At 73.0% G+C, this 19,182-nt stretch carries 19 protein-coding genes and 1 pseudogene; 5 read left to right on the top strand and 15 right to left on the bottom strand.

The genetic code is table 11. The annotated features are described in order from the left end of the window. Positions 1-199: 199 nt before the first annotated feature. Complete coding sequence (locus ACF059_RS09825) at positions 200-1,489, top strand: SAV2148 family HEPN domain-containing protein (RefSeq protein ID WP_392053925.1); 1,290 nt, start codon at positions 200-202, stop codon at positions 1,487-1,489. A gap of 80 nt (positions 1,490-1,569) precedes the next feature. After that, the gene (locus tag ACF059_RS09830) at positions 1,570-2,295 is read left to right on the top strand and encodes a 3'-5' exonuclease (protein WP_361953474.1); all 726 of its coding nucleotides are present in this window, start codon (positions 1,570-1,572) and stop codon (positions 2,293-2,295) included. A gap of 306 nt (positions 2,296-2,601) precedes the next feature. Here the strand turns inward: ACF059_RS09830 and ACF059_RS09835 are convergent, their stop codons facing one another. Next, entirely contained in the window at positions 2,602-3,456 is an 855-nt protein-coding gene (locus ACF059_RS09835; protein WP_392056558.1) for a phosphotransferase enzyme family protein, read from the bottom strand. A 93-nt stretch (positions 3,457-3,549) separates the two neighbouring features. On the opposite strand from ACF059_RS09835, the pseudogene mgt reads away from it, so the two are divergent. Together mgt and ACF059_RS09845 are read left to right on the top strand one after the other, a co-directional pair. Beyond that, positions 3,550-4,790 (top strand): annotated as a pseudogene (gene mgt, locus ACF059_RS09840) (macrolide-inactivating glycosyltransferase). Positions 4,791-4,810: 20 nt separating this feature from the next. Further along, a complete protein-coding gene (locus ACF059_RS09845) occupies positions 4,811-5,362 on the top strand; it encodes a DUF1697 domain-containing protein (protein ID WP_392053929.1) in 552 nt (183 codons plus the stop codon). A 31-nt stretch (positions 5,363-5,393) separates the two neighbouring features. Here ACF059_RS09845 and ACF059_RS09850 read toward each other — a convergent pair whose 3' ends face one another. After that, a complete protein-coding gene (locus ACF059_RS09850; protein ID WP_392053932.1) occupies positions 5,394-6,239 on the bottom strand; it encodes an aldo/keto reductase in 846 nt (281 codons plus the stop codon). A gap of 45 nt (positions 6,240-6,284) precedes the next feature. Here ACF059_RS09850 and ACF059_RS09855 point away from each other — a divergent pair, with 45 nt between their 5' ends. Beyond that, positions 6,285-7,286, top strand: a complete 1,002-nt coding sequence (locus ACF059_RS09855; protein ID WP_392053935.1) for a ketopantoate reductase family protein — start codon at positions 6,285-6,287, stop codon at positions 7,284-7,286. 15 nt (positions 7,287-7,301) lie between these two features. Here the strand turns inward: ACF059_RS09855 and ACF059_RS09860 are convergent, their stop codons facing one another. The 13 genes from ACF059_RS09860 to ACF059_RS09920 all read right to left on the bottom strand — a co-directional run bounded on the left by ACF059_RS09860 (position 7,302) and on the right by ACF059_RS09920 (position 18,865). After that, a complete protein-coding gene (locus tag ACF059_RS09860) occupies positions 7,302-8,063 on the bottom strand; it encodes a sirohydrochlorin chelatase (RefSeq protein ID WP_392053938.1) in 762 nt (253 codons plus the stop codon). Between the two features lie 5 nt (positions 8,064-8,068). Further along, a complete protein-coding gene (locus ACF059_RS09865) occupies positions 8,069-8,968 on the bottom strand; it encodes an ABC transporter permease (protein WP_392053941.1) in 900 nt (299 codons plus the stop codon). Further along, positions 8,955-9,773: an ABC transporter ATP-binding protein gene (locus ACF059_RS09870; protein ID WP_392053944.1), complete on the bottom strand. Its 819-nt coding sequence runs from the start codon at positions 9,771-9,773 to the stop codon at positions 8,955-8,957. The genes ACF059_RS09865 and ACF059_RS09870 overlap by 14 nt, the downstream gene beginning before the upstream one ends. 33 nt (positions 9,774-9,806) lie before the next feature. Beyond that, positions 9,807-10,937 (bottom strand): ABC transporter substrate-binding protein, encoded by a 1,131-nt coding sequence (locus ACF059_RS09875; RefSeq protein WP_392056561.1) that lies wholly within the window; start codon positions 10,935-10,937, stop codon positions 9,807-9,809. A 223-nt stretch (positions 10,938-11,160) separates the two neighbouring features. Further along, on the bottom strand, positions 11,161-12,510 hold the full coding sequence (locus tag ACF059_RS09880) for a sulfate adenylyltransferase subunit 1 (RefSeq protein ID WP_392053947.1): 1,350 nt from the start codon (positions 12,508-12,510) through the stop codon (positions 11,161-11,163). A 2-nt stretch (positions 12,511-12,512) separates the two neighbouring features. Further along, positions 12,513-13,454 carry a sulfate adenylyltransferase subunit CysD gene (gene cysD / locus ACF059_RS09885; RefSeq protein ID WP_392053950.1) on the bottom strand — a complete coding sequence of 314 codons (942 nt, stop codon included), beginning with the start codon at positions 13,452-13,454 and terminating at the stop codon, positions 12,513-12,515. Then, positions 13,451-13,996 (bottom strand): adenylyl-sulfate kinase, encoded by a 546-nt coding sequence (gene cysC / locus ACF059_RS09890; protein WP_392056564.1) that lies wholly within the window; start codon positions 13,994-13,996, stop codon positions 13,451-13,453. The genes cysD and cysC overlap by 4 nt, the downstream gene beginning before the upstream one ends. Positions 13,997-14,031: 35 nt before the next feature. Beyond that, positions 14,032-14,760: a phosphoadenylyl-sulfate reductase gene (locus ACF059_RS09895; RefSeq protein ID WP_392053953.1), complete on the bottom strand. Its 729-nt coding sequence runs from the start codon at positions 14,758-14,760 to the stop codon at positions 14,032-14,034. Beyond that, entirely contained in the window at positions 14,757-14,936 is a 180-nt protein-coding gene (locus ACF059_RS09900; protein WP_361952837.1) for a hypothetical protein, read from the bottom strand. Before ACF059_RS09900 ends, ACF059_RS09895 begins: the two co-directional genes overlap by 4 nt. Further along, complete coding sequence (locus tag ACF059_RS09905; protein ID WP_392053956.1) at positions 14,933-16,633, bottom strand: nitrite/sulfite reductase; 1,701 nt, start codon at positions 16,631-16,633, stop codon at positions 14,933-14,935. The genes ACF059_RS09900 and ACF059_RS09905 overlap by 4 nt, the downstream gene beginning before the upstream one ends. 216 nt (positions 16,634-16,849) lie before the next feature. Beyond that, entirely contained in the window at positions 16,850-16,933 is an 84-nt protein-coding gene (locus ACF059_RS09910; RefSeq protein ID WP_312847410.1) for a putative leader peptide, read from the bottom strand. 100 nt (positions 16,934-17,033) lie between these two features. Next, positions 17,034-17,597, bottom strand: coding sequence for a GNAT family N-acetyltransferase (locus ACF059_RS09915; RefSeq protein ID WP_392053959.1), 564 nt, complete (start codon positions 17,595-17,597; stop codon positions 17,034-17,036). Positions 17,598-17,602: 5 nt separating this feature from the next. Beyond that, the gene (locus tag ACF059_RS09920) at positions 17,603-18,865 is read right to left on the bottom strand and encodes a GAF domain-containing protein (protein WP_392056567.1); all 1,263 of its coding nucleotides are present in this window, start codon (positions 18,863-18,865) and stop codon (positions 17,603-17,605) included. Between the last annotated feature and the right edge of the window lie 317 nt (positions 18,866-19,182).

Raw genomic sequence — 19,182 nt, forward strand, 5'->3', positions numbered from 1 at the left:
CTGCCAGTCGCGGACTTGGCAGGGGTCCTACCGGGTGACCCGCAGAGCCGATAGGCGGGTCAACGGACTGTCCGGGCATCCGATAATGGGTCAACGGGCAGTCGGCGTGCGGACCATCGGGCTGCAGCGGGCCGCGCGCGCGGAGTACCCTTCCGTGATCACTGGAGACGGGCGTCCAGACGCAGGAGGCGGTGCACGGGTGAGCTCGGGAGGTCTGGAGCTGCCCCCTGGTGACAGCAGTCACGAGGGTGGCCCGGCGGACGCACCGGGGAGTGTCCCCGAGGGGGCACCGGTGGGGATCGGCGCCGGGGCGGTCTCCCTGGCGGGCGGTCCGGCGGCGCCCGGCAGCGCGCGGGGTCCGGGATCCGCGGGCGCCGAGCTCGACTGGGGCGCGGAGGCGTGGGTCGAGGTCCGTACGCGGGCCCAGCGTGCGGGCCGCGCCTACATCTGGCTGAACCTGATCGAACAACGGCTGCGGTCGGTGGTCGGGGCGGTGCTGCGGCCCATCTACGAGCCCGTGCACGGCGGCGACGACTGGGTCGTGGCGGCCGCCGGGCCCGCCGGACAGGAGTGGGTGCAGCGGGCGGTGGCCGTGCGCGAGGTCAGCCGGCGCAAGGGCTACCTGCTCGACACCGCCGACGACAACGTGCTGAGCTTCCTGACCCTGCCGCAGCTGCGGGAGCTGATGGTCCAGCACTGGCCGTGCTTCGAGCCGTACTTCGACGACCGGCGCGAGATCGAGCTGGCCCTGGACGAGCTGGAGGTCACGCGCAACGTCGTCTCCCGCAACCGGGCCCTGTCGCGCCCGGTGCTGGAGCAGGCGGAGCGGGCCTCGGCGCGGCTGCTGGAGGTGCTGGACGCGGGCGCCGGCAGCCCCTCGGCGGACCGGCTGCCGATCGACGCCGTCGAGGACCTGGTGGGCGACCGGTACGCCGACGTCATCTCGGTCCACCCCGACCGGGTGCGGCTCCAGCGCCAGCTCCCGGCGGAGGACCTCTTCGGGGGCGCGCGGCGGCTCGACGCCATCGGCATCGGGCTCAACCTGCTGGTCCAGAACTTCTCGGGCCGAAGACTCGTCCGGCTCACGGAGGCCGGCTGCCGGGTGCGGCTGCTGTTCCTGAACCCGGCGAGCAGCGCGGTCAAGCGGCGCGAACGGGAGCTCGGGCTGCGCAAGGGCGAGCTGAGCCGCTCGGTCGAGATGAACATCCTGCACGTCCGCCGGGTCCGGGCGGGCCTGCGCGACCCCTCCCGGTTCGAGATCCACGTCTTCGACGAGACGCCCCGCTTCACCGCCTACCTGGTGGAGGGCGAGTCCTCGGGCATCGCCGTGGTGCAGTCGTACCTGCGGCGGGCGCGCGGCATGGAGTCCCCGGTCCTGGTGCTGCGCGGGGGCGGGCGCGGTGTGCCGAAGGACGCGGACCACGGGCTGTTCACGACGTACCGGGAGGAGTTCGAGTCGATGTGGGAGGACTCCCGCCCGGTGTCGTGAGGGGGCGGTCGTCCGGCTTGTCAGTGCCCCGTGGCAGGCTGAAAGCCGTTGACGAGGTGGGTACGGGGGAGGGGCACGGGGTGGAGGACTGGCACGGCGGTGTGCTGATCGGGTTCGACCTGGAGACGACCGGCACGGAGCCGGGGGAGTCGCGGATCGTGACGGCGGCACTGGTCGAGGTGCGGGGCGCGGTGGTCGGCGAGCGGCGCGGGTGGCTCGCGGATCCGGGGATACCGATCCCGCGCGAGGCGTCGGCGATCCACGGGATCAGCACGGAGCGGGCGGTCGCCGAAGGCCGCCCGGTGCGCGAGGTCGCGGACGAGGTCGCGGGGGCGCTCGTCGGGCACTGGCGGCGCGGGGCGGTGGTCGTCGCGTACAACGCGGCCTTCGACCTGACCCTGCTCTCGGCCGAACTGGCCCGGCACGGGCTGCCGTCACTGGCCGACCGGCTGGGCGGGGCGCAGACCGGGCCGGTGGTGGACCCGCTGACCATCGACCGCGCCGTCGACCGCTACCGGCGGGGCAAGCGGACGCTGGAGGCGGTCTGCGGGGTGTACGGGGTCACCCTGGAGGACGCCCACGACGCGGGGGCCGACGCGCTGGCCGCGGTCCAGGTGGCCCGCGCGATAGCCGAGCGGCATCCGGAGGTGGCCGCGCTCACCCCGGCCGACCTGCACGCGCGTCAAGGCGCCTGGCACGCCCGCTGGGCCCGCGACTTCCAGTCGTACCTACGCCGCCAAGGCACCCCGGACGCAGTGATCGACACGGCCTGGCCCCTACGGGGACTGGTCCCGGCGGGCGCGTAGCCCTCTGCCCGGCCGGCTTCACCGGGCCGCGGGGGCCGCGCGGGCCGAACCGGCCGAACCGCCGCACCGGCCGCACCGGCCGGGCGGGACCGCCGGGACGGTGCCGAACGGCCGTCTCATGGCCTGACGGCGACGGTCTGGCGGCCTGACGGCCACGGCCTGGCGGCCTGACGGCCACGGCCTGGCGGCCTGGCGGCCACGGCCTGGCGGCCTGACGGCCTGACGGCCTGGCGGCCTGACGGCCTGGCGGCCTGACGGCCTGGCGGCCTGACGGCCACGGCCTTGCGGCCCGGTGCGCGGCGTGCTTCAGAAGGAGTGCCAGCGGACCTCGGACGCGTCGTCGCGCAGCGAGCTCACGCGGCGGCGGAATTCGGTCAGGGCCTTGGGGTTGGTCGGGGTGTGCTGGGCGACCCAGGCGCAGCTCGCCGTCTCGCGGGCGCCGCGCAGGACCGCGCAGCCCTCCCAGTCGCGGACGTCCCAGCCGTACGCCGCCGTGAACTCAGCGTAGGACTCGGCGGGCAGCCCGTACCGGTCGCGGGCCAGTGCCATCACCACCAGGTCGTGTTCGCGCAGGTCGGCCGAGACGGTCTCCAGGTCGACCAGGACCGGGCCGTCCGGGCCGACATGGACGTTGCGCGGCAGCGCGTCGCCGTGGATCGGGCCCGGGGGAAGGCGGGGAACCAGCCCGGCCATCGCGTCCGCGTGGGCGTCGCGGCGGGCCCGCAGATAGGACGCGTCCGCCGGGTCGATCGCGTCGCCGGCCAGCCGCAGCCAGCGTTCGACGCCCCCCAGCAGATCCCGTGCGGCCAGCGGGAACGGCGGTGCGGGCAGGGCGTGGAGCCGCCGCAGCAGGCCCGCGAGGTCCGCCGGTGCCGCGGGGCGCACGGCGTCCGGGAGCCGGTGCCACAGCGTCACCGGGTGCCCGGTGACCACCCTCGGCCGCGGCTCCGCCGCGCGGACCGCCGGGACGCCGGCCTGCTCCAGCCAGTGGGCGACGGCCAGGTCGCGCTCGGACCGCGCCGTCAGGGCGGGGTCCGCGCGGCCCACCTTGACGACCAGCCCGCCGAGCGCGAAGACCGCGTTCTCGCCCAGCGCCAGCAGCGCGGCGCCGCCGCCGAGCCCGGCGGCCGCCAGTACGTCCCTGGCTCGCGCCTCGTCCATCTCGTACTCCGGCTCCAGGTCGTCGTGAATGCGCCAAGTCTCCCATCCGGACGCCGGAGTCGAGCCGAGCCGGGCCGACCCGATGGAAAATCGTTGCACGAGACGTCTCGTCTCGTTATGGTCGGGGCATGACCTCAGCGAAGCCCGCCGCACACATCGCCATGTTCTCCATCGCCGCCCACGGCCACGTGAACCCGAGCCTCGAAGTGATCCGGGAACTCGTCGCCCGGGGCCACCGCGTCAGCTACGCCATCCCCGCCGCCTTCGCCGAGAAGGTCGCGGAGACCGGCGCCACCCCCGTGATCTACACCTCCACCCTCCCCACCGACGACGACCCGCAGGCCTGGGGCACCGAGCTCATCGACCACCTGGAGCCCTTCCTCGACGACGCCGTCCAGGCCCTCCCGCAGCTCGCCGCCGCCTTCGCGGGCGACGCACCGGACCTCGTCCTCCACGACATCGCCTCCTACCCGGCGCCCGTGCTCGCCCACCGGTGGGGCGTGCCCGCCGTCTCCCTCTCGCCCAACCTCGTGGCCTGGGAGGGCTACGAGGAGGAGGTGGCCGCGCCGATGTTCGCCGAGCTGAAGGCGTCCGCGCGCGGACGGGCCTACTACGCCCGGTTCGGCGCGTGGCTGCGGGAGAACGGCCTCAGCGACGACGTCGACCGCTTCCAGGGCCGCCCGCGCCGCAGCCTCGTCCTGATCCCCCGCGCCCTGCAGCCGAACGCCGACCGCGTCGACACCTCCGTCCACACCTTCGTCGGCGCCTGCCAGGGCGACCGTTCGGCGACCCAGGGGCGCTGGCAGCGCCCGGCGTCGGCCGACGGCAAGAAGGTCGTACTGGTCTCCCTCGGCTCGGCCTTCACCAAGCAGCCCGTCTTCTACCGCGCCTGCATCGACGCCTTCGCGGACCTGCCCGACTGGCACGTCGTCCTCCAGATCGGCGCGTTCACCGACGAGGCCGATCTGGGCGAGATCCCCGCCCACGTCGAGGTCCACCGCTGGGTCCCCCAGCTGGACGTCCTGCGGCAGGCCGACGCCTTCATCACGCACGCGGGCGCCGGCGGCAGCCAGGAAGGGCTCGCCACCGCCACCCCGATGGTCGCCGTCCCACAGGCCGTCGACCAGTTCGCCAACGCCGACATGCTGGCCTCCCTCGGCGTGGCCCGCCACCTCCCCATGGAGCGGGCGGACGCCGCGAGCCTGCGGGAGGCGGTCCTCGCCCTGGCCGCCGACCCCGAGGTCGCCGCCCGGGCCGAGGCCGTCCGCGCCCGGATGGCCACCGAGGGCGGCACGCGCCGGGCCGCGGACCTCCTCGAAGCCGAACTGTCCTAGGGGGCGTCTAGATTGCCCTCATGGTGAAGAAATACGCGGCGCTGCTGCGCGGGGTCAATGTCGGCGGGAGCAAGAAGGTCCCGATGGCGCAGTTGCGCTCCGTGCTGGAGGGGCTGGGCCACGGCGAGGTGCAGACGTACCTCCAGAGCGGCAACGCCGTCTTCAGCAGTGCCCAGCAGGATCCGGTGGCGCTCGCCCGGGAGATGGAGGCGGCCATCGAGGCGCACTTCGGCTTTCCCGTGCGGTGCCTGGTCGTCGACGGGGCCTATCTGCGCGCCGTCGCCGACGCCTGCCCCTTCCCCGCCGCCGAACTGGAGGGCAGGCAGCTGCACGCGACCTTCTTCTCCGAGCAGCCCGGCGCGGAGCGCTTCGCCGCGATCGACCCGGCCGCCTACCTCCCCGAGGAGTACCGCCTCGGCGACCGCGTCCTCTACCTCTACGCGCCGAACGGCCTGGGCCGCTCCAAGCTGGCCGAGGCCCTCGCCAAGCCCGCGGTGACCAAGGGCATCGACGCGACCACCCGCAACTGGAACACCGTCGCCAAGCTCGTGGAACTGACCGGCGGGTCCTGACGTCGGCCCCCCGCCCGGCGTGCGGCCACCCTCAGGCGAGGGCGTCCAGCAGTGCCAGCTCCCGCTGCGTGAGATGGATCGTCGCCGCGTCCAGGTTCTGAGCCAGGTGGACGGGGGAAGAGGTGCCCGGGGTGGGGCACAGGACGGGCGAGTGGTGCAGCAGCCAGGCCAGGGCGATCTGGCCCGGGCCGACCCCGTGGGCCGCGGCCACCGAGGTGACGGCGGCCGCGCCCTCGCGGGTCAGGGCGCCGCTGCCCAGCGGGTAGTACGGGAGGAAGGCGATCCCGTCCGCCTCGCACAGCGCGAGCACCGGCGCCGACCCGCGGTCCAGCAGGTTGTACGGGTTCTGGACCGAGGCGATCGGCGCCGACTCCAGGGCCGCCCGGAGCTGCCCGGCGGTGACGGTGTCCAGGCCGATGTGCCGGATCTTGCCCTGCGCCCGCAACTCGGCCAGCGCGCCCAGCTGTTCGGCCATCGGCACGGCGGGATCGAAGCGGTGCAGCTGGTAGAGGTCGATGCGTTCCACGCGCAGCCGCCGCAGGCTCGCCTCGCACTGTTCCCGCAACTGCTCGGGGCGGCCCGCCACGTGCCACTGATCGGGCCCGGTGCGCACCACCCCGCCCTTGGTGGCGACCACGAGCCGCTCCCCGTACGGGTACAGGGCCTCCGCGATCAGCTCCTCGGCCAGGTCGGGCCCGTAGTTGTCGGCCGTGTCGACGAGGGTGACCCCGCGCTCCACCGCGGTGCGCAGCAGCTCCCGGGCCGCGGCGCGCTCGCCGCGCGGACCCCAGTAGCCGGGGCCCACCAGACCGCCCGTGCCGAAGCCGAGCCGCCGGACGGGCAGCTCCCCACCGATGTCGAACACCTCGTTCACCATGCCCCGACCGTAACGCGGGGAGCGGGATGTGCCAGGCTCGTCGGTATGCGGTACATCATCATCGGCGCGGGCGCGGTGGGCGCCACCATCGGCGGACGGCTCGCCCAGGCGGGCGGCGAGGTCGTGCTCGTCGCCCGTGGCGCGCACGCGCAGGCCCTGCAGGCCGACGGGCTGCGCCTCACGACGGCCGACGGGGAGCGGGTGCACCGCCTGCCCGTGGTCACCGGACCGCAGGAGCTCGGCGAACTGCGCCCCGACGACGTGCTGTTGCTGACGGTGAAGACCCAGGACGCGATCGCGGCGCTCGACGCCTGGGGCGCCGCCGAGGTCGCGGGCGGCGGTACGGCGGCCCAGCGGCTGCCGCTGCTGTGCGCGCAGAACGGCGTGGAGAGCGAACGCCTCGCCCTACGGCGCTTCGCGCGCGTGTACGGGGTGTGCGTATGGCTGCCCGCCACCTTCCTGGAGCCGGGCGTGGTCTCGGCGCTGTGCGCGCCGCTGACGGGCGTCCTGCACCTGGGCCGGGCGGCGGGCGGCGCGGACGCGGTGGCACGGGCCGTCGCGGCGGACCTCGGCAAGGCGGGCTTCGAGGCGCCGGTGGTCGAGGACGTGATGCGCTGGAAGTACGCGAAGCTACTGGGGAACCTGGGCAACGCGATCCAGGCGACGACCGGGCCGCAGCCCCACCCGGCCAAGGCCGCGCTGCTGCTCCGGGCCGTCCGGGAGGGGAAGTCGGCCTTCGCGGCGGCGGGCATCGCCTACGCGTCGGAGGCGGAGCAGGCCCTGGCGCGCGACGGCAAGGTGAACCCGCCGGAGGGCGTGCGGGGCGGCTCGTCCTGGCAGAGCCTGGCCCGGGGAACCGGCTCGGTCGAGGCGGACTACCTCAACGGGGAGATCTCCCTGCTGGGCCGCCTGCACGGGGTCGCGACGCCGGTGAACGACGTACTGCGCCACGCGGCCAACATCTTCGCGCGCGAGGGCCTGCCGCCGGGCGCGATGTCCATCGCGGACCTGACCGCCCTGGCGGACGAGGCCACCGCCCGCTCCTAGGGGGTGCCTGGCGGGTCAGGCCGACAGGGCCGGGAGCCGCGCCGGGGCCGCGAGCGCCGCGTCGTAGCGGCGCAGCAGCAGCCGGGCCAGTTCGGGGGCCGCGCCCAGGACACCCGCGACCACGTCCGCGCCGGCGGCCTCGGCCCCGGCCGCGATGCGGTCCGGGAGGCGGCCGGGGGCGATGACGTAGGGGGCCACCGCCACACGGGCGAAGCCCTCGGCGCGCAGGGCCCGTACGGCGTCCTCCGTACGGGGCAGGGCAGCGGAGGCGAACGCAGGCCGCACGGCGCACCAACCGGTGCGCCGCCACTCCCGCGCGGTTTCAGCGATCACTGCGATCGCCTCCGGGTCTGTGGAGCCGGCGGACGCGAGCACCACCGCGGTGGTGGCACGGTCCGCCGGGGTGAGGCCGGCTTCGGCGAGCCGGCGCTCCAGGGCGCAGTGGAGGAGCGGGGACGGGCCGAGGACGTCGGCCACCCGCACCGAGAACCCCGGCAGGCGCGCGGCCGACTCGGCCAGCGCCGCCGGGATGTCGGACTTCGCGTGGAAGGCCCGGGTGAGCAGCAGCGGGAGCGCCACCACGTCCCGTACGCCGCTGAGGTACAGGGCGGACAGGGCCTGACCCACCGACGGGGTGTTGAAGTCCAGGTAGGCCGTCTCCACCCGCAGTCCGGGCCGCAGCGTCCGGGCCCGCGCCACCAGGGCGTGCACGGTCGCGGCGTGCCGCGGGTCGCGGCTGCCGTGGGCGATGACCAGGAGGGCGGGGGCGGCGGACACCGGGCTCAGCTCTTGACCAGCAGGCCGCGGGTGCGCAGCACCCACCGCTCGAGCGGGCTGAAGATGAGCAGGTCGATGGCGATGCCGACGACCAGGATCAGGATGATCGCGAGGAACACGCCGGGCAGGTCGATGTTGTTGCGGCCGTTCTCCAGCAGCTGGCCGAGGCCGAGGCCCAGGTCGGGGGAGCTGGCGATGATCTCGGCGGCCATCAGGGAGCGCCAGGAGAAGGCCCAGCCCTGCTTCAGGCCGGCCAGGTAGCCGGGCAGCGCGGCCGGCATGACGATGTGCCGGGCGCCGCTCAGGCCGGTGGCGCCCAGGGTGCGGCCGGCGCGCAGGGTCAGCGGCGGGATCTGGTCGATGCCCGAGACGAGGCCGTTGGCGATGGACGGGACGGCGCCCAGCAGGATCACCGTGAACATCATCGCGTCGTTCAGGCCGAACCAGAGCACCGCCGGGGGGACCCAGGCGACCGACGGCAGGGACTGCAGGCCCTGGAGGATCGGGCCGATCGCCGCGCGCACGAACTTCACGCGGGCGACCAGCAGACCGAGCGGGGTGCCGATGGCCAGGGCCAGCAGGAAGCCGAGCAGGCCGCGGGAGACGCTGGTCCAGATGACCTCCAGCAGCGTGCCCTTGAGCCACATGTCGGACAGGCTGTCCCAGACCGCGGACAGCGCCGGGAGCTTGGTCTGGTCGGTGACCTCCGCCGCGACGAGGATCTGCCAGACCGCCAGCACGAGGCCGACGGCCAGCACCGGCGGCAGGACCTTCTTGACGAGGAGCTCGCGGACCGGGGTGCGGTGGGTCTGGACCGCGTCGAGCGCGTCCAGGCCCGCCTCCAGCCCCGCGAGGTCGTCCGCGCCGTCGGCCTTGCCCTTGGGCTTGATGTCAGTGCTGGCCATGGCGGCGGATCTCCCCACGCAGGTGTTCAGTGATCTCAAGGGACAGTTCCGCGACGTCCGCGTCCTCGATGCGGCGCGGCTGCGGGATGCCCACGGTCCATTCCTTCGCGACCCGCCCGGGCCGGGAGGAGAGCAGGACCACGCGCTGGGCGAGGCGGACGGCCTCGCGCACGTTGTGGGTCACGAAGAGGACCGAGAGGTTGCCCGCGGCGGAGCCGCTGGTGTTCGCAGTGCTCCAGATGCGGGTCAGCTCTCCGTGCAGCACGTCGCGGGTGATGGCGTCGAGCGCGGCGAACGGCTCGTCCATCAGCAGCAGCCGGCTGTCCTGGGCGAGGGCCCGGGCCAGCGCCACGCGCTGGCGCATGCCGCCCGACAGCTCGTGGACGCGCTTGCCGTACGCGCCGCCGAGGCGGACCAGCTCCAGCAGCCGCTCGGCCTCCGGCCTGCGGTCGGCCTTGGCCACCCCGCGCAGGCGCAGGGCGAGTTCGATGTTCTTGCCCGCGGTCAGCCACGGGAAGAGGGCGTGCTCCTGGAACATGAGCGCCGGACGGCCGCCGGGGGTCTCGATGGACCCCGCGGACGGCTTGTCCAGGCCGGCGACCAGGTTCAGCAGGGTGGACTTTCCACATCCCGAGGCGCCCAGGATGGTGACGAACTCGCCGGGAGCGACATCGAGGCTGATGTCGTCCAGGACGAGCTGCGATCCGGCCGGGCCGGAGAAGGACTTCGAGACGTGCGCGATGCGGGCGGCGTGCGTCAGCTCCGCTACGGTGCCCTCGGCAGCCTTGGCGAGCGTGGTGGCCATGGTCGTCACCTCCTGGATTGCGGGATTACGGGGTTACTTGACGCCGAGACCGGCGTCGGAGACCTCGGACTTGCCCGCGGCCTTCAGGACCTTGTTCAGGAGCGTCAGGTCGTAGATGCCGGTCAGGTCGGGCTGCTCGATGAGCTTGGCCTTGACGGCGTAGTCGGCCTGCGTCTTCAGCGTCGCGGCCAGCGGGTCGTCGGTGACCGAGAAGCTCGGCCACGCCGGGTCGATGACCTTCGCGTCGAGCGGCTTGCCGCCCTCGGCCGCGAGCTTGGCGTTCGCGGAGGCCTTCGCCTTGTCCTGGTTGGCGTGGATCCACTCGTTGGTCTTCACCGTGCCGCGCAGCACGGCCTCGACCACGTCCGGGTGCTCCTTGAGGAACTTCTGCGACACGATGACGTTCGTGATCACGAACTTCTTCTCGGGCCACAGGTCGGTCTCGTCGAGGAGGACCGCGGCTCCGTCGGAGACGAGCTTGGAGGCCGTGGGCTCCGGCACCCAGGCGCCGTCGATGGAGCCCTGCTTGAAGGCGTCCGGCGTGACCTTGTTGTCGGTGCGGACGACGGAGACGTCACCCTTGCCGGACTCCGGGTCGACCTTCCAGCCCTTCTCGGCGATCCAGTTGAGGAAGGCGACGTCCTGCGTGTTCCCCTTCTGAGGGGTGGCGATCTTCTTGCCCTTGAGGTCGTCCAGGGTCTTGATCTTGTCCGGGTTCACGACCAGCTTGACGCCGCCGGAGGCGGAGCCGGAGATGATCCGCAGATTGGTGCCCTTGGACTTCACGTAGCCGTTGATCGACGGCGAGGGGCCGATGAAGCCGATGTCGAGAGAGCCGCCGTTGAGGGCTTCGATCTCGGACGGACCGGCGTTGAAGGCCTGCGGCTTGACGGTGGTCCCGCCCAGCTCCCGCTGGATCAGGCCTTCCTGGAGGCCGACCAGGGCGGTGGCGTGCGTCAGGTTCGGGAAGTACCCGATGCGGACCTCGGAGGCCGACAGCTTCTTGCCGTCGGCGGTGACGTCGGCCTTCTCGTCCTTGGCCTCGGCCTGGGAGCCGTAGCCGCAGGAGGCGAGCGCACCGATCAGCAGGGGCAGGGCGGCAGCGGCGACGACGCCGCGGCGCAGCGGGGTACGGGCGGTACGGGGGGTGCGGAGGGTGCGGATGGCTGGCACGGGAGGACTTCCTCTCGTGACGTGGTCATCTCATGACGCACGTCTTCGTTTGCGGAGCAGGGGCGGGTACGGCTCGTGGGGGGTGTGGGCGCGCAAGCGGTGCGCGTACGTCATCGCGCACATCGCGCCACCCCTCCCTGGCCGCTGCCGAGGGCGCCGCTGCCGACGCGGCCGCCCTCCTTCGCGAAGGTGGAGTAGAGATCGGTGAACATGTCTAGAAGTCCCACCCCTCCTCGTCCGCCTGGACGGTGGTCTCGGCCTTGGAGGCGAAGGACTCGCCCGCCATGCCGGCCGCCAGGGTCGTACCGTCCGCCGGGTCGATCAGCAGGAAGGAGCCGGTGCGGCGCGAGTCGGCGTACGCGTCGAGCGCGAGGGGCTCGGCGGTACGGACGACCACGCGGCCGATGTCGTTGGCCACCAGCTGGCCCGGGTCCGGGTGCTGGGACAGGTCGTCGAGGGTCAGCCGCGAGGGGATCTCCTTGACGATCGCCTTGACCGTGCGCGTCGTGTGCTTGAGCAGCACCCGGGCGCCGACGGCCAGCGGCTGGTCCGCGACGTGGCACACCGTCGCCTCGACGTCCTGCGTGACGGCCGGGGCGCTCGCGGACGGCGCGATCAGGTCGCCGCGCGAGATGTCGATGTCGTCCGCGAGGCGCAGCGTCACCGACTGGGGGGCCCAGGCGATGTCGACGCTCTCACCCAGCGCGTCGATGCCGACGATCGTGCTCGTACGGCCCGAGGGCAGGACGGTCACGGCCTCGCCGACGCGCAGCACGCCGGAGGCGATCTGGCCCGCGTAGCCGCGGTAGTCGGGGTGCTCGGCGGACTGCGGACGGATCACGTACTGCACCGGGAAGCGGGCCGGGCAGGCCGTGAGGTCGTGGCTGACGGGGACGGTCTCCAGGTGCTCCAGCACCGTCGGGCCGCCGTACCAGTCCATGTTGGCGGAGGGCTCCACCACGTTGTCCCCGGCCAGGGCCGAGATCGGGATCGCGGTGATCTCCGGGACGCCCAGGTCCGAGGCGTACGCGGTGAACTCCTCGGCGATCGCCGCGAAGACCTTCTCCTCGTAGCCCACCAGGTCCATCTTGTTGACGGCCAGCACCACGTGCGGGACGCGCAGCAGCGCCGCGACGGCCGCGTGGCGGCGCGTCTGCTCGATCACGCCGTTGCGGGCGTCGACGAGCACCACGGCCAGGTCGGCGGTGGAGGCGCCGGTGACCATGTTGCGGGTGTACTGCACGTGCCCCGGGGTGTCCGCGAGGATGAACCGGCGGCGCGCGGTGGCGAAGTAGCGGTACGCGACGTCGATGGTGATGCCCTGCTCCCGCTCGGCCCGCAGGCCGTCGGTGAGCAGCGCGAGGTCGGGTGCCTCCTGGCCGCGGGCCGCGGAGACCGCCTCGACGGCCTCCATCTGGTCGGTCAGGACCGACTTGGAGTCGTGCAGCAGCCGGCCCACCAGGGTGGACTTGCCGTCGTCGACGGATCCGGCGGTGGCGAAGCGCAGCAGGGTGGTCGCTGCGAGGTCGTCGAGCCCGGCGACCTGCTCGGTGGTGCTGGTCATGTCTAGAAGTACCCTTCGCGCTTGCGGTCTTCCATCGCGGCCTCGGACATCTTGTCGTCGGCGCGGGTGGCACCCCGCTCGGTGAGGCGGGAGACGGCGATCTCGGCGATCACGGCGTCCAGCGTGGCGGCGTCGGAGTCGACGGCGCCGGTGCACGACATGTCACCGACGGTGCGGTAACGGATGAGACGCGTCTCGGGCGTCTCGCCCTCCTTCGGCCCGCCCCACTCGCCGGCCGTCAGCCACATGCCGCTCCGCAGGAAGACCTCGCGCTCGTGGGCGAAGTAGATCTCCGGCAGTTCGATGCCCTCGCGGGCGATGTACTGCCACACGTCCAGCTCGGTCCAGTTGGAGAGCGGGAAGACGCGCACGTGCTCGCCGGGGGCGTGGCGGCCGTTGTAGAGCTGCCACAGCTCGGGGCGCTGGCGGCGCGGGTCCCACTGGGAGAACTCGTCGCGCAGGCTGAACACCCGCTCCTTGGCGCGGGCCTTCTCCTCGTCGCGGCGGCCGCCGCCGAAGACGGCGTCGAAGCGGTGCTGCTGGATCGCCTCGGTCAGCGGGAGCGTCTGCAGCGGGTTGCGGGTGCCGTCCGGACGCTCGCGCAGCTTGCCCGCGTCGATGTAGTCCTGCACGGACGCCACGTGCAGGCGCAGTCCGTGCTTGGCCACCGTGCGGTCGCGGTACTCCAGCACCTCGGGGAAGTTGTGTCCCGTGTCGACGTGCAGCAGCGTGAAGGGCACCGGCGCCGGCGCGAACGCCTTCAGCGCCAGGTGCAGCATGACGATGGAGTCCTTGCCGCCGGAGAAGAGGATCACCGGCTTCTCGAACTCGCCCGCCACCTCGCGGAAGATGTGCACGGCCTCGGATTCGAGGGCGTCGAGGTGCGACAGCGCGTAGGGCGCGTCCGCGCCGGACTCGGCGTGCACGTGTGCGGCGGTGGTCATGCCAGACCCCTCTCGGTGAGCAGCGCGTGCAGGGCCGAAGCCGACTCCTGCACGGTCTGCGTGTGCGACTCGATACGGAGGTCCGGGGACTCCGGAGCCTCGTACGGGTCGTCGACCCCGGTCAGACCGGAGATCTCGCCCGCCGCCTGCTTGGCGTACAGGCCCTTCACGTCACGCTCGGAGCAGACCTCCACCGGGGTGGCCACGTGGACCTCCAGGTAGTTCGTCTCCGCGGCCGCGTGCCGCTCGCGGACGGCCTCACGGCTGTCCGCGAACGGCGCGATCACCGGCACGAGCGCCTTGACGCCGTTGCTCGCGAGGAGTTCGGCGACGAAGCCGATCCGCTGCACGTTGGTGTGCCGGTCCTCGCGGGTGAAGCCGAGGCCGGCGGAGAGGAACTCGCGGATCTCGTCCCCGTCGAGCACCTCCACGCGGTGGCCCTCGGCGCGCAGCCGCTCGGCCAGCGCGTAGGCGATGGTGGTCTTGCCCGCGCTCGGCAGCCCGGTCAGCCACACGGTGGCGCCCTGGTCGCTCACGCTCATCTGCTTCGTCTCCGTACGTTCTTCGCTCGTCGTCATCAGCCGTGCAGTCCGCACTCGGTCTTGCCCCGCCCGGCCCAGCGGCCGGCCCGCGCGTCCTCGCCCTGCGCCACGCGGCGGGTGCAGGGGGCGCAGCCGACCGAGGCGTACCCGTCCATCAGCAGCGGGTTGGTGAGCACGCCGTGCTCGGCGACGTAGGCGTCCACGTCGTCCTGGGTCCAGCGGGCGATCGGCGAGATCTTGACCTTCTGCCGCTTCTCGTCCCAGCCGACCACCGGGGTGTTCGCCCTGGTCGGGGACTCGTCGCGGCGCAGGCCCGTCGCCCACGCGTCGTACGCGGTCAGGCCCTCCTCCAGCGGCTTGACCTTGCGCAGCGCGCAGCACAGGTCCGGGTCGCGGTCGTGCAGCTTCGGGCCGTACTGCGCGTCCTGTTCGGCCACCGTCTGGCGCGGGGTCAGGGTGATGACGTTGACGTCCATCACGGCCTCGACCGCGTCGCGGGTGCCGATCGTCTCCTCGAAGTGGTAGCCCGTGTCGAGGAAGACCACGTCCACGCCGGGGAAGGCGCGGGAGGCCAGGTGGGCGACGACCGCGTCCTCCATCGAGGAGGTCACGGCGAACTTCTTCCCGAAGGTCTGCGCCGCCCAGGTGAGGACCTCCAGCGCGGAGGCGTCCTCCAGGTCCCGGCCGGCCTGCTCGGCCAGGCTCTTGAGCGTCGCGGCCCTCTCGGCCGCGGCCTTGAGACCGGCGTCTTGAGTGGTGGTCATATCTCGTCCCCTCCAGCGGTGTCGGGCCGAACGCCCCGGGCCAGCAGCCCGAGGTACTTCAGCTGGAAGGCTCGATTGCAGGCCCTGCATTCCCAGGCGCCGTGACCCGTCTCGTGGGGAAACAGGTCCTCGTCGCCGCAGTACGGGCAGTAGAACGGTGCGGCGCGCTCGCTCACGACAGGCTCTTCTCGTCCGCGCGGGCGACCCAGGCCGCGAAGCGCTCGCCGTCCTCGCGCTGCTCCTCGTACCGCGTGACGACCCGCTCGACGTAGTCGGGCAGACCGGCGGAGGTCACCTTGAGGCCGCGGACCTTGCGGCCGAAGCCGGCCTCCAGGCCGAGGGCGCCGCCCAGGTGGACCTGGTAGCCCTCCACCTGGTTGCCGTCGTCGTCCAGGACCAGCTGGCCCTTGAGACCGATGTCCGCCACCTGGATACGGGCGCAGGCGTTCGGGCAGCCGTTGATGTTGATGGTGATCGGCTCGGCGAAGTCCGGCAGGCGGCGCTCCAGCTCGTCGATCAGCGAGGCGCCGCGCGCCTTGGTCTCGACGATGGCCAGCTTGCAGAATTCGATGCCGGTGCAGGCCATCGTGCCGCGGCGGAACGGGGACGGCTTGACCCGCAGGTCCAGCGCCTCCAGGGCCGCGACCACCGAGTCGACCCGGTCGGCCTCGATGTCGAGGACGATCATCTTCTGCTCGGCGGTGGTGCGCAGCCGGCCGGAACCGTGCTGCTCGGCGATGTCGGCGATCTTGGTGAGGGTGGCGCCGTCGACGCGGCCGACCCGCGGCGCGAAGCCGACGTAGAACCTGCCGTCCTGCTGCTGGTGCACGCCGACGTGGTCGCGCCACTGGCCGGTCGGCTGCTCCGGCGCGGGGCCGTCGGTCAGCTTCCGCTTCAGGTACTCGTCCTCCAGGACCTGGCGGAACTTGGCCGGGCCCCAGTCGGCGACGAGGAACTTCAGGCGGGCGCGGGTGCGCAGACGCCGGTAGCCGTAGTCGCGGAAGATCGAGATGACGCCCTCGTACACGTCCGGGACCTCGTCGAGCGAGACCCAGGTGCCCAGGCGCACACCGAGCTTGGGGTTGGTGGACAGGCCGCCGCCGACCCAGACGTCGAAGCCGGGACCGTGCTCGGGGTGGTTCACGCCGACGAAGGCGATGTCGTTGATCTCGTGCGCCACGTCGAGCAGCGGCGAGCCGGAGATCGCGGACTTGAACTTGCGGGGCAGGTTCGAGAAGTCGGGGTTGCCCACGATGCGGCGGTAGATCTCGTCGATGGCGGGGGTGCCGTCGATGATCTCGTCCTGGGCGATGCCGGCCACGGGCGAACCGAGGATGACGCGGGGCGTGTCACCGCAGGCTTCGGTGGTGGACAGGCCGACGGCCTCCAGGCGGCGCCAGATCTCCGGGACGTCCTCGATCCGGATCCAGTGGTACTGCACGTTCTGGCGGTCGGTGAGGTCGGCGGTGCCGCGCGCGAACTCCTCGGAAACCTCACCGATGACGCGCAGCTGCTCGGTGGTCAGCCGGCCGCCGTCGATGCGCACGCGCAGCATGAAGTACTTGTCGTCCAGCTCCTCCGGCTCCAGGATCGCGGTCTTGCCGCCGTCGATCCCGGGCTTGCGCTGGGTGTAGAGGCCCCACCAGCGCATCCGGCCGCGCAGGTCGTTGGGGTCGATCGAGTCGAAGCCGCGCTGGGAGTAGATCGTCTCAATGCGCGTCCGCACGTTGAGACCGTCGTCGTCCCTTTTGAACTGCTCGTTGCCGTTGAGGGGCGTGTGGTGGCCGACCGCCCACTGGCCCTCGCCGCGGTGACGGCCGGTCTTGCGGCGCGCGGCGGCAGCGGCTGCGGGCGTTTCGGGGGTGGCGGCCATGGCGGATACGTCCTTCTTCAACGGCTCAAGGGGGCAGGGGAGAGCGGCGGCGCGCCCCTGTCACGCGGGAGTCTCTGAGCAGGTGCGGCTGATTTCCGCCCTTATGTCGGGGTTTCCGGCATGCGGGGGCGGTGTTCGGCCTTCAGGGGGCTTTGCGGATGACCGACGCGTCCGCGGCGGCGGGGACGACGTCGATGTGCGGCGTGGCTGGTTCGTTCAGCGGGCCGGACAGATGGCGCTGGACATGCGGCCGAGGTCGACGTGCCGCCGACTCACCAAGGCAATTCCAGCTCCATTCATGGCGGAAGCGTGTCATGGGCGTCTTGGAGGAGTCCACTACTGTCCACGATCCGGACGAAGTCGTCCCGGATCGTGGGATGGGTGACGGCGGTCACACCTCTTACGCGCCGGGCCACGGTCCCGGGGTGGGGGCGGCTTCCTTCTGGGAGGTCTCCGTCCGGAAGAGCTTGAAGCCGCGCTTGAGGTAGTTGTCCATCGCCGTCGGACCGTCCTGGCTGCACGTGTGCAGCCACACCCGGCGGGTCGCCTCACGCTCCGGCCAGCGCTCCGCGAGGGACCAGGCGCGCGCGACGCCCACCGACAGCAGGTGCCCGCCGATCCGCCGGCCGCGGAAGTCCGGGAGCAGCCCGAAGTACATGATCTCCACCACACCGTCGTCCTGCGGGTCGAGCTCGACGTAGCCCGCCGGCGTGCCCCGGTCGTACGCCACCCACGTCTCCACCCCCGGCCGGCCCAGCTGCTCCACCCACTGCGCGCGGGTCAGCGAGAGCCGGTCCGTCCAGTGGATGTCACCGCCCACGGACGCGTACAGGAAGCGGCTGAACTCGGGGGAGGGGACCTCCGCCCGGGCGATCGTGACCTCCGGGCCCGGAGGGGCCGCCGGGACCAGCTCCGCCGGGGAGGTCATTTCCAGGGACCAGGTGGTGAGGGTGATGGTGCTCATGCACTTCAGGGAACCATGCCCGGCCCCCCGTACCCCAGGCGGGCCCGGACCACCGCCGGGGCGGTGGAGTGCGGGAGCAGCGCGGCCGGGTCCTGGGGGCGGATCAGCTCCACCTCCACGTCCTGGGCGAAGCGGTACGGCCGGTGGGCCAGCACGCCCGCGAGGTGGCGGCGTACGCGCGAGAGCTCCGCCCGGACCGTCACCGTGCGCGCCGGATCTCCGAACAGCTCGGTGGCCAGCTCCGCCGCCGAGCGCCCCCGCGGGCTCTCCGCCAGCAGGAACAGCAGCTCCGCGTGGCGCGGGCTCAGCTCGTGCGCCCAGCTCCCGGAGGCCCCGTACACCGTCGCCGACCAGGAACCCGGCCGGCTCAGGTCCAGGACGATCCGGGTCGCGGCCGTGCTCGTACGCTCATGCGCGACCCGCAGCAGCCAGCCGCCGGGCAGCGGCTCCACCACGCAGTGACCGAGCCGCGGCACCCACACCCGGCCCGGCCCGAAGGTCTTCGGCAGCGGGATCCGGTCCGCGGGGGCCAGCCCCGTCACCGCCGCCGTCCAGCCGTTGGGGTCCACGACCAGCGCCCGCCCGGGCAGCCGGGCCAGCAGCGGGGCGGCCGTCGCCCGCAGCCGCTCCAGCGACTCCAGGTGACGGATCCGCAGCTCCCGCTCCGCGAGCCGGGCCACCGAGGTCACCCACGCCAGCGTCGCCGGATGCATGGTCGCCAGCGGCCCGCTGACGTCGACCACGCCCAGCAGCCGCCCGTCGCGCGGATCCCGTACGGGCGCCCCCGCGCAGGTCCAGTCGTGGTGGCTGGAGACGAAGTGCTCCGCCGAGAACACCTGTACGGGCCGCCGGGCCACCAGGGCGGTGCCCACCCCGTTCGTACCGACCACGGCCTCGTCCCAGTCGGCGCCGACGCCGAAGCCGAGCCGGTCCGCCTTGCGCAGGATGGCGCGGTGGCCCTCGCGCCACAGCAGCCGCCCGTCCGCGTCCGCGACGACCATGATGTGCAGCGTCTCGTCCAGCGCGGGCAGCAGCCCCTCGCGCAGGACCGGAAGGATTTCCCGCAGCGGCGACACGTGCCGCCGCTCCTCGGTCTCGGCGGCCGACAGCATCCGCGAGCGCGCGTCCCGGTCCGGGTGGACGCCGCCCGCCATCATCCGGCGCCAGGACTCGGCGATCTCCGGTCTCGGCGCGGCCGGCGGGCGGGCCCCGGCCAGCGCGGCCGCCCGTACTCCCTTGAGCAGACGCGCGGCCTCCCGCGCGTCCATGGCCGAGATGCGCGCCACATCGACCGTGCTGCCTGTGGTATCGGCCACCGGAACCTCCCCGTGCGAACAGGACGTACGACGAAAGCCGCCCGGCGGTCCGCGTGCACCGCTTCCCCTGGCACCCCGACGGGCGGCAGCCGACTCACAGGTTGCAACGGTATGCAACTCTCGCCAAGTCCAGGCCCGGCGACCGAAACTGTGCGCACGCCGCTGAGCGGCGTGACAGCTCCTCCTCGGGGCTTCACGGACCAGGGGTGGTGCCGAGTCGGCGCGGCGCCACCTCTGCTCCAGGTCAACGGGCCCGGATCGGGGCCGGG

Source organism: Streptomyces sp. NPDC016562 (genome assembly GCF_043076955.1).
Taxonomy (GTDB): domain Bacteria; phylum Actinomycetota; class Actinomycetes; order Streptomycetales; family Streptomycetaceae; genus Streptomyces.